Genomic DNA, 12,623 nt, shown 5'->3' with positions numbered 1-12,623 from the left:
CTCCTCCTTAATGTCGGGTTTCTCTTCAGTTTTACCCTAATTCATTATGCTCTACACAATAAGGAGTATACACTCATTTTAGTTGCGATACATGTATCGTGTGCCCTTCCCCATCTTGAAATGAGAAAGCTTCACCATTGTTATCGATAGTGACGAGTAATCCTCTTGAATGTAATGTATCATAATCTGCTTTAATATCATTAGAACCAAGTGTAAAAGGATGATCTAATCTGATAAATAAATCTCTTGGAACTTCAACTAATGTAATACCAATATGATCTAGCGTAACTGCTCGCAATTCCCCATACATCGGCGTGTTAAACGAAAATTGATATAATTCTTGAACTCCAAGATGTTGTTGATACCATTTCGAAGATCGTTCCAGTTGTTCAACCGGAAGAAAATAACCACCGATGTGAAATGCCCTTTGATTGCCGGAGTGATCTCCCCATCCTACAATGCCAATCTGTAGCTCATTAGGATCTGTCACCTCATATGAGACCATATCATAAAAATCTTCAATATCTGTTAACTTACACCCTTTTAAGAATAGGTCTCTATGTAAGGTTTGGGGATCAAACACATTGATATTTAACGGACTAAATGGATACATATGGTTCATTTCACTTTTGTAGAAAATTAAATTAGCGCCTTCCTGAAAAGTAAATGCTACTTCATCCATATCCTCCGAAATTGCTTCAAATTGGAAGTTAGATTCATACCAATCCTTCGTCTCTTCTAGGTTTTTTGCAGGGATACGAATTGCTTCTAATTGTTTTATCGTCATAATATTCACCTCCTTCTTTTTATACCCGTTAAGAAAATAGAAAAACCCTAAAAAAATCGATTGAATCTTCTAATAATTTTACATCAAACTTACTAAAAATGAAATAGAAGTTGATAAAAAGGCTTTATTATTAATAAAGTGAAAAGTTATATTCTTCTTTAACAGAAAATGTAATGTTTAATACATTACTCTAAATTTCAGGTTTTACTTTTTTGCAAAAGAATTAAATATCTTGCAACAAAGCGCAAACGTTCGATGTTGACTTATCGCAAGGAGGTGCGGAAGTTTGCTAGTCGCTGGGCGCTGGAGCTGGACGCTACAAAAGCTCGGGGCGCCCGTTAAGCGACGTACAAACTGGACGGCTCCGTATGAGATAAAGGAAACACGAAGAGCGGTAGCGATTCGATGTTGACTTATCGTAAGGAGGTGCCGGAAGTTTGCTTGTCGCTGGGCGCTGGAGCTGGACGCTACAAAAGCGCAAGCGCCCGGTTAGCGACGTATATGCTGGACTGAGCCGTAGGAGATAAAGGCAACACGAAGAACGTAGTGATTCGATGTTAACTTATCGTACGGAGGCGAGGGAAGCTACTAATCGCTGGGCGCTGGAGCTGGACGTGGCTACTTCACATTTTCAGTTATAGACAAGCATAGAATTTTATAATTTGTACGCTAGACGTGAACAAAGGACGCTTCGACCGTGTGAAGTCCAAGCGCCCTTTAGTACTTTATATGTGTTCTATGTTAGATAAAATTAACAAAAACCCTCATTTTTGGCTTTCTCTATATTTTGTTGATGTACCTCTTTCATTCCTTCAAAGAAGGAGTATTCTTGTTTCAACCACTCCACTAAATCTTCATTATTTAGCAATCCTTGTATATATTTTTTTGATGCTTCTATACGATGTTGGATAGAACTAAGACCACTGGCTGGATTTCCATGACCTGGGACTAACAATTTTACATTATATTGACTTACTATTTGTTCGAATGTTTGAAGTGTTTTTTTGTATGAAGAGAAGCTGTCAAATACAAACGGAAATTCCACATCAGATAAGTAATCTCCAGCAATCATTATTCCTAAAGGCTCGATAACCGTAATAAGTCCATCATATGTATGCCCTGGCGCTTTGAAGAAAGTCAATGTAATGTCTCCTTCTTCTAGCTTTTGCCCATTCTCTTCCACTACAATATCCACCTCTGGATACGAAATACTATATGATCTTTCTAAGTAGTAACTTCTGTCAAAATCCTTAATTTCTTGGACTATACCTTGTTTATTAGGATGATTTTGGAACTCTTGAGTTGAAATAACAACAGCTGAATCAAATGCATTCGCTCCTAAGATATGGTCGAAATCAGAATGGGTTAAGATCAAAAATAACTTTTTCCCTTTTCTACGTTTATTTACATATGATTTTAATCTCTCCACCTCAGAAGGTAACCAATTAGGGTCTACCACAAATAATGCTGTGTCTGTTTCTATAACCGTTGATGTTGTTTGATAGAGAGATGAATGAAAAACTGTGACTTTTTCATTTAAGTAAGATTGCATGATTATCCTCCTTGAGAGTCTTGAATGGGTATCTCCTCTACCTCCTTACTTTTGTGCATAAAAGACCTTCCCATGCAGAAAATAATATTGGAGGTGTTGAAGCTGAAACATTTAAAGGCGTTAGGCTTAAAATGGGTTATTCTGATTACTGCCCTTTACCCAATATATGGGGCTATTACAAATGCATCGCTTGGGAATGTTTTCTTAATTAGTATTGTACTATTAGGAATAACGTATGTCGTTGGTGATTTATTTATTTTAAGACGATTCGGTCTTATAGTTACATCGATTGCTGATTTTGTAATTCCTTTTGGGATTTTATATTTGTTCGGACAAATGATTAATGGCATCCCAACTCAAACGGTGCTCCCTGCAATTGCAGCAGCTAGTTTCATTGTAGCTTTTGAAACATTTTTCCATATATACATGGAGGATCGAGTATTAGAATTAGGGCCAAAAGTATATGAAAAACGTAGACAATTACTAGTTCCTAAAAAGCTTCGAGTCGAATCCTCAGAAGAGCTATTTCCATATGAAGCGCAACGAAAAGATGCACAAAAAGAAGAAACCCATGATCCTGAAAAGGAATAAAACAGCTAGGCTTCCTGGCTGTTTTTTTATCGTCTAACTACAAAGGGGTTAAGTTTGTAGATAACTTGATAAAGTGATGTGGCCCAGTACCCAGCGACTAGTATCCTTCCATCGCCTCCTACGATAAGTTAACCTTAACTAACCCATGTTTTCGTTTTTATCTCAAAAATATGTTGAGGAAGTTCGGTTGAAGCTACATCACGTAACAACATCGAGCCAACCTGCTTCATGGACGGCACAGCATATTCGTCGCTAAGCAGGAGCCACGAGCTTTTGTTCTGGGCGAAGAAATTTCCTTCCACCTGTTACCTCCATGTAAGACGGTGGGGTACATCACATCTAAGCTTTCCTTAAGCTCGTTGAGATAAGGATACGTGTGTCCTATTTTAAAATTATGGAAATCCATTCTTCAAAGTTAAGTCTCAAGACTGAGATCACATCCCTCTATGGCTGGTTCGAAACACTTGGAAATTTATGTACACTTACAATAAGTTAGCCATAAAGAGAGGATTGAATATCATGAGTCAAACTTTTAGTGTTTTTAAAAACCGTACATTTACAAAGATATTCTTAGCTGCCATAACATCAAGACTTGGAACCATTGTAGGTATGACGGCTTTTACATTTTACTTACTGGACCGATTTTCTGATCAGCCAATATATGCCACAGTGACAGAAATGATGTATTCCGCACCGACGTTGCTTGTATTCTTTCTTACTGGAGTAGTGGCTGATCGTATGGATAGGCAGAAAGTGGCTTATTACAGTGATTTTATTTGTGGAGTTCTTTCATTTGGTCTGATTGTGGCAATTTGGGTCGATTGGATGCCACTAGTTTTTTTGGCACTGTTTTTAAGAAGTGCCGTGGCAAAATTTTTCGCCCCAGCTGAGATGAGTTTGATTCAAGGTATTTTAACTGAAGAAGATTATTCCACTGCAGCAGGACTTAATCAAATGGTGGCAGGTTTCTTTAATTTGTTTGCTACAGGTCTTGGATTAGGTGCATATTGGTTATTCGGTGTTCAAGGAGCGATTGTAGGAGACGCTATTACATTTTTTATATCCGCTTGGTTGATTCGAACATGTATAATCAACACAGAAGCCCGTCTACCTAATGGGCCTCATACGTTTAAAGACTTACATTACTCATCCATTTTTGCAGATTTTAAGGAGGGGCTTATTTATATAGTAAAACATAAACTATTAATGGTCATCATTGCTGGATTCTTCATCATTGGTATTGTAAACGGTGGCTTTTCTGTTATGCCAATCTATATATTGAAATATAAATTAGTTCCTGAAACGTATGAAACTTGGTCAGTTATTGTGGGAATCGTGTTTGGAGTGTTTATGATTACTGGAAGTATTTTGTCAGCCATGCTAGCAAAAAAACTTAAATTATATACATGTTTATCACTTGGTCTTATAGTATCTGGATGCTTTTTGTTCATGAGCGGTCTTGCCACTACTCCAATTATTTTCATTATCATCACAGCTTTTGTAGCATTAACTATTCCTTTAGCTAATATCGCAATCGGTGGCTGGTTACCTTCTATTGTAGATAGAAAAATGATGGGTAGAGTAGAAAGCTGGATTACACCTGTTATGATGATTTCCCACACCACTACATTGGGGATTATCTCAGTAGGATTTCCTACTTTCTTCTCCATCACTACACTTTTTTATGTTTGTGGTGGAATATTAATACTAGTAGGTATAGGGTATATGCTTATCCTACCAAAGCTTAACAATCAGTATGATAGGTCTGTTAAACATCACAATGAACAAACCAAAGCAATAGAAGCACCATCTCACACTTAAGAAAAGCTCGAAGCGACTTGGTCACCCCATACAGGCTTAAGACAAGCCTCGAAGTAGCACTTAGCGATGATTGACTTATTACATCGAGTGATGGGCTGGGGCTATACATGTAAGCGCCAGAAACTTATGCTTTCTTTCCTATTAAAAAAGAAAAAACTCAAGCATTGCTTGAGTTTTATTCGTTATGCTTCGGATAACGACCAACCACATGTATTGCACTAATTATCCGTTTATTAATCCACTTTCGATTGTCATTTGTATTCAGTTGTTCGTATGCTTGCTGTCGACCACCTTCAGTAGTGACATAGTGAGTAGGTAATGTGTTTAAGCTCAGGGCAAGAATATCCCTTCTACATTTTTCACATTTACAAAATGTTTGATAGTCTGGGCTCATAAGCATGACGGTGACAATACTAGATGCTAATTCTTCCATTACATTCACTATCTCTCTTGACATGTATTTCCCTCTCTACTTGTTCATTATCTCTTTTATACTATAACTTTACTTTAACACGTATAACAAAATAGTAGTAGTAATTAGTGGTGTTGGGCATGGTCAATAGTCTGTTTTAAGACGTCCATAACGTGTTCATCATCAATGGAATAGTAGATAGAAGTTCCTTCTCTCCGATACTTAACAAGTCGTAAATTTTTTAAAAACCTCAACTGGTGAGATACGGTTGATTGACGAAGATGTAATGCCTCAGAAATATTATTTACAGATAATTCTTCTTGATATAGCAAATGCAATATTCTAATCCGTGTTGGATCTGAGAGAGCTTTAAACGTTTGAGAAACGATAAACAGCGTCTCTTCATCTAATTCCTCTAATTTAGGTAATTCATCCATTCACTATCCACCTTTCTTTATCTATTTTCATCCTCTTGATTTTTCTTACCTTTTTTAATAGCAAAATACATGAACGCTACAAATAAAGCAAAGATAAGGATTGCCATCGCCACCATTGAATAAAATAATGGGCCTAACATCATACCCCTCCTTTTAATGATGGGTTAATTCTAATACAGAACATTCCTCATCTTCATATTCAACTTCTATCGTGACATGGTCAAGATGAATGTCACCTAAAATATCTTTTATTTGTTCTTTTATTGTACAAACTTCATCTCTAGTAGTATTCTCTGGTACTACAACATGGGTTGAAAAGGCATGATGTTCTCCATCTAGTGACCAAAGGTGTGTATGATGAATGGAATGAACTAAATGAATCTCTTCCATTTTTTTCTTTAATGATGCAAAATCAATGCCTTCTGGTACTTTCTCTAAGAATAAGGACATTGTTTTCTTAAAATTAATAACCACATTATATAGAATATACAATGTAATACCAATGGATAAAAGAGGATCTAAAATCGGAATGTCTTTAAACAATAAGATAATACTTACAATTAAAACAGCCACCCAACCTAATACATCCTCAAGCAAGTGCCAAGTCATCACTTTAGCGTTCATCGACTCCCCACCACGAAGTTTGAAAACAGCTGCTCCGTTTACAAGAACACCTAAAATAGCTAGCATAATCATGCCACTAGCATTTGGACTTACTGGATTCAACAACCTTGGGATAGCCTCTGTAAAAATAAATATAGAACCGACTATCAAGACGACACTATTAATTAGAGCGGCTAATAAGGAAAAGCGTTTATAACCAAATGTGTAGTCATTGTTATGTTCTTTCTTTGAGTATTTTTGTAGAAACCATGATAAGCCTAACGATAATGAGTCTCCTAAGTCATGAAGTGCATCGGAGATGATTGCCATGCTATTTGTTAAAATACCTCCGACAATTTCAATTAATGTAAAGAATAAATTCAAAAAGAATGCTGTCTTAATATTCCCCGTGGTATGATCGTGATGATGGTGATGATGTCCCATAAAGCAACCTCCTCCAACGTTCTATAACTGTATTACGTTTCCCTAAAATATTAGCATTTACCACTTGCAATATATGCACATATATTCATATTCAGTTTAAAGTACATGCCTGAATTCTGTCAAAGGTCATTTTCTAAAACGATTGCTTTGGAAAAGTCCAGGCATTTATTCCATATTTGCCCCATTATCTTGAAGACTTGGGTTCAAGGTATTATGGAAAGTATTGGGTCCGATACTTAAATAGTGGAGGGGGGTTACGGTGGAACAACTCGCTTTCCTGCGGGCGAGCTGGTGAGCCTTCTCACTCGCTTCGCTCCCTCCGGGGTCTCACCAACCTCTTTCTCCCGCGGGAGTCTCTCAGTTCCCCCTTCACCCCCATCAGGGTAATAGCTATCGGACCCGCGGCTAAATGTAGTACCTCTCTCCGACCGCACAAGATGTTCATATCTTTAGTGAAAACCTTCATTTGTTACAGAAGACGTACAAGTGTATAGATTTTAACTCCGAAGATATAAAAATACCTCATTTACTCATATCTGGCCATGTTTCCGTTCCTATCAACAATAGCAAAGGTGGACGTGGAACAAGGAGACTCCCGCCGGAGAAAGAGGTAGGCGAGACCCCGGAAAGCCCCGTTTTTGGGCTAGAGGAGGCTTGTGAAGGGGAGGTTCGACTAATACCGTCACATCGTGTGACAACGTCGAACGACCCTACATCGTGTAGGGCCGCCGGCAGGACGAGAGTTGTTCCACGGCCACCTTTATTCTCACAAAAGCTACGGAAACATCCCTCTTTATTTGCCAATTCATTGCTAAATAACTTAATTTATCTCGAATACAAGTCTTCAAAATTATTCCTCTATAGTTGAATAAGCTACATGTATCTTAAACATTTTTAAGTTAGAAAATGAACTTAGGTTTCTGTTGTACTACTCATTTCTACTCCTTTTAATGCTTGTGATGCCAACCTGTCTGCTTCTTTGTTTTCTTTTCGTGAAATAAGATGATAGTTTGGGGTAATCCCTAATCCTTTAAGTTTATGCTCTACACGATCAGCCCATTTAGTTAATTCCTCTTCCATACAAGGCCATTCCCCATTTAACTGATTGATAACAACTTGGGAATCGCCAACAATTGTTATAGGTATATTACGAACACCTAAGAACTCAAGCTCCTGCATTGCCAAATGTAAAGCTGCATACTCAGCTTCGTTATTAGTATTCAATTCATAGATTAAGGCATTTTTACGTAAGCGGAATGACTTTCTATTTTGATGATAATAAATAGCACACCCTAAGCCTGACTGATAAGTTTCTATATTAAATCCACCATCAAAATAGACTGTAATGTTATGAGGTTCTGTTTGTACACCCTTCATGAACTGCTTCATTTCTTTTAAGGTTAATGAAGTATCATAGTTGTCGATAAAAGAAATACTATGTATTCGTCCAGTCTTTTCCAAATCTTCACCTATTAGAATTGCTTCTCCAATATACATCTCATCCGAACGAAAAGTGGCTTCTGTACCTTTTGGAGTTTTGTACGTTAATTCAATTCTGATATTCATTCGCTAACCCACCTCAATTTCAATAGTATGTATTATTTATCATATCCAATAGGAAAGGTTCTACTTAGAATATACGATAACAGAAGCAAGGTATTGATGGTATTTCACATTTAGTGATGTTTGATAGAGTAAAATGAAATACTCCATTTATGGATGGTTTTAGTAACAGAGTATGTCGTAACGAATAATTTCATTTACTCAAACAAATTTACCCCCTTAAGAGAAAAATCTCATAAAGGGGGTGTTGTTACTATGCAACTTGATCATATCCATCATCCAAGGATACAGGATGTTGCAATCGTTTGTGAGCTGTTCTATAGAAAAAAGCAATCACACTTACCGTAATAACTCCGGCAATAACATAAGCTATTTCAATAGATAAACCAGCTCCAATATCTGCGTAGAAAATATATGTCGTGGTGGCAAATGTCATAAATGATGCTGGTATCATGGCGATAAAGTAATTCTTTTTAGATAATATCAAGTACATGGCACCAATCCATAGTGCAATCATAGCTGTAGACTGGTTTGCCCATGAGAAATATCTCCAAAGAAGGGAAAAGTCAATTTTCGTCAGGATAAAAGAAAGAGCAAACACCGGAAAAGCTATCCAAAGACGATTTGCTGTTTTCTTTTGTCCGATCTTAAAGTAATCTGCAATAATCATTCGCAAACCACGGAACGATGTATCACCTGAAGTGATTGGCAATATGATAACGCCTATAATAGCAATAGTTCCACCAATTGCACCTAGCATAGATTTAGATACTTCACTAACAACTGCAGCAGGTCCACCTTCTGCAATGATTTGATTTAATTCATTACCGGAGAAGATACTCATTGCAGCTGCTGCCCAAATCATGGCAATAACACCTTCAGCAATCATCATGCCGTAAAAAATCTTCCTTCCCTGTCCTTCACGTTGAGTTGTTCTGGAAATAATCGGAGACTGAGTAGCATGGAAACCAGAAAGAGCTCCACATGAGATTGTTAAGAATAGTAAAGGGAAAATTGGTAGATTATCAGGATGCATATTCGTTAATGACATCTCTGGAATAGGTGCTCCTGTTGCAATCAGACCTACACCAATACCAATAGCACTTAATAATAACAGTGCTCCAAAAATCGGATAAACTCTCCCAATTATCTTATCTATTGGCAATACGGTTGCGATAATGTAATAAACAAAAATGATACCTACAATTGCACTCAATCCGATCCAATTCGAAGTTAAGTTATTAATTAGTGAAGCAGGTGCTGAAACAAAAACCGTACCAGTTAAAAGTAATAGTAAGACAGAAAAAGCGTTTACAATATGTCGCATAGGCTTGCCTAGAAACTTTCCAGCTAATTCAGGTATGTGTGCCCCTTTATTTCTAAGAGAAATCATACCAGTAAGGTAATCGTGAACCGCTCCTGCAAAGATAGAGCCTAATACAATCCATAAGAATGCAACAGGACCGTATAGGGCTCCTAATATTGGCCCAAAGATAGGTCCTACTCCTGCAATATTTAACAGTTGGATCATAGAATTTCGTTTGGTTCCCATTGGAAGATAATCTACATTATCACCTATTGTATAGGCTGGTGTTTTTCTTTCTTCTTTAATTTCAAAAGTCTTTTCTACAAATTTTCCATAGGTGAAATAGCCAATAATTAATAATGCAATAGAAATAATAAAGGTAATCATTCGTTGTTCCCCTCCCCAATGTGTATGCGTTTTCAATCAGTTTGTGTATTCATTATATAAAATGAAACGCTTTCATTGGGTGGTATAGAGATAACATGTCGTGAATTAGCTTTAAGATGTCGTTAAATAGAAATTACATACATCTTTACAAACTCAATCTACTCTTTAATTCCTTAGCATATGTTCTACTAACTGGAATCTCTTCTGTTATATGCTTTAACTTCAATTGGTAAGCACCATTAAACCATGGGATTAAGGCTTCAACTTCTTTTAAATTTACTAAATAGCTTTTATGCGTACGAAAGAAGGAAAAATCACTAAGTTTCTCTTCAATATCTTTTAAAGATAGCTTTGTGGCAAATGATTTCTCACTAGTATGAACCCTCGTTTCCCCATTATCCACTTCCACATAAAAAAGATCTTCAGGTAGTACATAATATATACGATCTTCTGTCTCAATAGCTAACTTACCTTTCACGTGATTATTAACTTCAATAGTAGAAGACTCCTTGTTATGCATAACATTTCGTAGGCGCTTTACAGTCTCCTCTACTTCTTCATCTGAAAAAGGCTTTAGTAAGTAGTCAATAGCTTCATACCGAAAAGCTTTAGCTGCATAATCTGGATGTGCAGTAGCAAATACTACATGGGGTGGATGTTTTAAATTTTGTATAGATTCAACAAAGTCCATACCAGATAATCCTCCCATTTCAATATCGACAAATAGTACATGGATATTTGTGGTACGCATTATTTTTTCTAGACCTTGCTCACCTGAAGTTGCTTCATCTACTATACGTATATCATCATAAGAAGATAATAAGTGCTTCAATTCATCACGGCTATATGGTTCATCGTCAATAACCATAACGTTAATCTGCCTATTCAATCTGAGGACCTCCTCTATTTTTATTTAGTGGGAGTTGAAAAGATACCTTAGTACCTTCTCCAATCCTTGAGTCAATTTGAAGTGCTGCTTCTTGACCATAGATCATTGTGAGGCGTTGGTTTACATTTACCAAGCCAATACCAGTACCTTCCTTAGATTCAACACTTTCTTTTAGCAACTTTCCTAAACGTTCTTCTTCCATTCCCTTTCCGTTATCCTCAATAGAAACAAAAACCTTCTCCAATTCCTCATGAATATTAATTATTACTGCACTCTCTTCTTTCATACCTTTTAAACCATGTTTAATTGCATTCTCAATAATTGGTTGTAAGGTCATGGGAGGAACTTGTTTATCTAGAGCAGTGTCTTCAATATTCATCTCGACATGAAGCTTATCGTTAAAGCGAGCCTCTTCAATGGATAAATAAGCTCTCACATGCTGGAGTTCTTGCGAAAGGGTAATCACTCTCTCTTTTGTTCCGTTAATATTCTGACGTAAATACCTGGATAGTGTAATCAGAAGCTTTCGTGCTCCACTAGGATTGGAACGGATCATTGATACAATAGTATTTAGAGCATTAAACAAGAAGTGTGGACTAATTTGTGCTTGTAAAGCTCTAATTTCAGCATCTTTCGCAAGCTGATTGACCCTTTCGTTATCACTAATCTCTAACTGCTGGCTTAAAAGAGCAGCTAATCCGGTAATATACTCAATTGTTACTTTTGATAGCGCTTCTTCTGATTCAAAGTAACATTTAAGAGTTCCTATTGTTTCACCTTTTAAATTGAGAGGAGCGATAACGGCTGATTGAAGCGGGCAATCCTCCTTTTGACAATGAATAGCTTCTCTTCTTGATATGTAGACTTCTCCTGTTTCTATTACTGTTTTGGTTTCATCTGTCTGGATATGCTGTCCTTGTTGATGATGGTCATGTCCCATACCGACATATCCTAATATGTCTTCCTGATCTGTAATGGCAACCGCTGAGGCACCTACTTCTTGACGAATCACCTCACATGTTTGTTGAGCAGTCTTTCTATTTAATCCAAAACGTAAATGAGACGTTGTAAGCTTAGCAAGTAGTAAAGCTTTTTGGGTTTTCTCTGCACCGACCTGTTCTCTCTCTTGAAATACATTGCGAATAATTAAAATAAATAATGCGGATCCAACTCCATTGGATACAATCATAGGCAAACCAATCTTTTCTACTAAATTCCACGAAGCCTCAAACGGTTGGGCAACCAAGAGAATTATCCCCATTTGCAGTGTTTCTGCTACCATCCCAACTATTAGAGGAACAGATAAGGATTGAAAAGCATTGGATTTAAATTTTTTACGTGCTAAGCCTGCAATTAAACCCGCTACAATAGAAGCTATTCCACAGGCAATTGCTGTAAATCCTCCTAATGTGAATCGGTGAAAACCTGCTAATAAGCCAGCACCTAACCCTACTTTCCATCCTCCAAGAAGGCCCCCTATTACAACCCCTATTACGCGAGAATTGGCCAATGCTTCATCTTGAGCTAATGAAAATGTCCACTTTGAAATATCGTAGGAATAAGCATCTACGGATAAACCTGTATAGGTACCAATGATTCCGAAGAACCCAAAAAACACCATCATTTTCACCATAGTACCTCGTTGTAATTGTTGTTCACCCATCATATTCTTAAAAAAAGTAAGCCTTGTCGTCAAAAAAGCTACTGTTACGATAATGCCTACTCTCTCAAGCATAGTTAGCAATAAATATATCATGATGATCTCCTTTTGTTACCGATTCCAATTACTTAGTATACAACACTAAATGAATTCTATGGGATTTAAAATGGG

At 37.0% G+C, this 12,623-nt stretch carries 12 protein-coding genes; 2 read left to right on the top strand and 10 right to left on the bottom strand.

The window, feature by feature from the left end; translation table 11 throughout:
- Positions 1-73: 73 nt before the first annotated feature.
- A complete protein-coding gene (locus N782_RS12785; protein ID WP_036820606.1) occupies positions 74-787 on the bottom strand; it encodes a VOC family protein in 714 nt (237 codons plus the stop codon).
- 751 nt (positions 788-1,538) lie between these two features.
- Entirely contained in the window at positions 1,539-2,339 is an 801-nt protein-coding gene (locus N782_RS12780) for an MBL fold metallo-hydrolase (RefSeq protein WP_036820603.1), read from the bottom strand.
- Positions 2,340-2,435: 96 nt separating this feature from the next.
- Here N782_RS12780 and N782_RS12775 point away from each other — a divergent pair, with 96 nt between their 5' ends.
- Together N782_RS12775 and N782_RS12770 are read left to right on the top strand one after the other, a co-directional pair.
- The gene (locus N782_RS12775) at positions 2,436-2,930 is read left to right on the top strand and encodes a DUF2512 family protein (protein WP_036820600.1); all 495 of its coding nucleotides are present in this window, start codon (positions 2,436-2,438) and stop codon (positions 2,928-2,930) included.
- A gap of 519 nt (positions 2,931-3,449) precedes the next feature.
- The gene (locus N782_RS12770) at positions 3,450-4,751 is read left to right on the top strand and encodes an MFS transporter (RefSeq protein WP_036820597.1); all 1,302 of its coding nucleotides are present in this window, start codon (positions 3,450-3,452) and stop codon (positions 4,749-4,751) included.
- Between the two features lie 175 nt (positions 4,752-4,926).
- On the opposite strand, the gene N782_RS12765 is transcribed toward N782_RS12770, so the two are convergent.
- The 8 genes from N782_RS12765 to N782_RS12735 all read right to left on the bottom strand — a co-directional run bounded on the left by N782_RS12765 (position 4,927) and on the right by N782_RS12735 (position 12,548).
- On the bottom strand, positions 4,927-5,208 hold the full coding sequence (locus N782_RS12765) for a late competence development ComFB family protein (protein ID WP_036820595.1): 282 nt from the start codon (positions 5,206-5,208) through the stop codon (positions 4,927-4,929).
- A gap of 80 nt (positions 5,209-5,288) precedes the next feature.
- On the bottom strand, positions 5,289-5,600 hold the full coding sequence (locus N782_RS12760) for an ArsR/SmtB family transcription factor (protein WP_036820593.1): 312 nt from the start codon (positions 5,598-5,600) through the stop codon (positions 5,289-5,291).
- A gap of 17 nt (positions 5,601-5,617) precedes the next feature.
- The gene (locus tag N782_RS22095) at positions 5,618-5,740 is read right to left on the bottom strand and encodes a hypothetical protein (RefSeq protein ID WP_272913646.1); all 123 of its coding nucleotides are present in this window, start codon (positions 5,738-5,740) and stop codon (positions 5,618-5,620) included.
- A 13-nt stretch (positions 5,741-5,753) separates the two neighbouring features.
- Positions 5,754-6,647 (bottom strand): cation diffusion facilitator family transporter, encoded by an 894-nt coding sequence (locus N782_RS12755; RefSeq protein WP_036820590.1) that lies wholly within the window; start codon positions 6,645-6,647, stop codon positions 5,754-5,756.
- A 912-nt stretch (positions 6,648-7,559) separates the two neighbouring features.
- On the bottom strand, positions 7,560-8,213 hold the full coding sequence (locus N782_RS12750) for a reverse transcriptase-like protein (protein WP_036820588.1): 654 nt from the start codon (positions 8,211-8,213) through the stop codon (positions 7,560-7,562).
- A gap of 250 nt (positions 8,214-8,463) precedes the next feature.
- Positions 8,464-9,903, bottom strand: coding sequence for a carbon starvation CstA family protein (locus N782_RS12745; RefSeq protein WP_036820585.1), 1,440 nt, complete (start codon positions 9,901-9,903; stop codon positions 8,464-8,466).
- Positions 9,904-10,048: 145 nt separating this feature from the next.
- Positions 10,049-10,792 carry a LytR/AlgR family response regulator transcription factor gene (locus tag N782_RS12740; RefSeq protein WP_036820583.1) on the bottom strand — a complete coding sequence of 248 codons (744 nt, stop codon included), beginning with the start codon at positions 10,790-10,792 and terminating at the stop codon, positions 10,049-10,051.
- Positions 10,785-12,548: a sensor histidine kinase gene (locus N782_RS12735; protein WP_036820580.1), complete on the bottom strand. Its 1,764-nt coding sequence runs from the start codon at positions 12,546-12,548 to the stop codon at positions 10,785-10,787. The genes N782_RS12740 and N782_RS12735 overlap by 8 nt, the downstream gene beginning before the upstream one ends.
- Positions 12,549-12,623 lie beyond the last annotated feature (75 nt).

Source organism: Pontibacillus yanchengensis Y32, from assembly GCF_000770635.1.
Taxonomy (GTDB): Bacteria; Bacillota; Bacilli; order Bacillales; family BH030062; genus Pontibacillus; species Pontibacillus yanchengensis.
This window is presented reverse-complemented; position numbering and strand designations above follow the sequence as displayed.

Coding starts and splice junctions, on each gene's coding strand:
- N782_RS12785 (WP_036820606.1), bottom strand. CDS start 787: ATGACGATAAAACAATTAGAAGCAATTCGTATCCCTGCAAAAAACCTA.
- N782_RS12780 (WP_036820603.1), bottom strand. CDS start 2,339: ATGCAATCTTACTTAAATGAAAAAGTCACAGTTTTTCATTCATCTCTC.
- N782_RS12770 (WP_036820597.1), top strand. CDS start 3,450: ATGAGTCAAACTTTTAGTGTTTTTAAAAACCGTACATTTACAAAGATA.
- N782_RS12765 (WP_036820595.1), bottom strand. CDS start 5,208: ATGTCAAGAGAGATAGTGAATGTAATGGAAGAATTAGCATCTAGTATT.
- N782_RS12760 (WP_036820593.1), bottom strand. CDS start 5,600: ATGGATGAATTACCTAAATTAGAGGAATTAGATGAAGAGACGCTGTTT.
- N782_RS22095 (WP_272913646.1), bottom strand. CDS start 5,740: ATGTTAGGCCCATTATTTTATTCAATGGTGGCGATGGCAATCCTTATC.
- N782_RS12755 (WP_036820590.1), bottom strand. CDS start 6,647: ATGGGACATCATCACCATCATCACGATCATACCACGGGGAATATTAAG.
- N782_RS12750 (WP_036820588.1), bottom strand. CDS start 8,213: ATGAATATCAGAATTGAATTAACGTACAAAACTCCAAAAGGTACAGAA.
- N782_RS12745 (WP_036820585.1), bottom strand. CDS start 9,903: ATGATTACCTTTATTATTTCTATTGCATTATTAATTATTGGCTATTTC.
- N782_RS12735 (WP_036820580.1), bottom strand. CDS start 12,548: ATGATATATTTATTGCTAACTATGCTTGAGAGAGTAGGCATTATCGTA.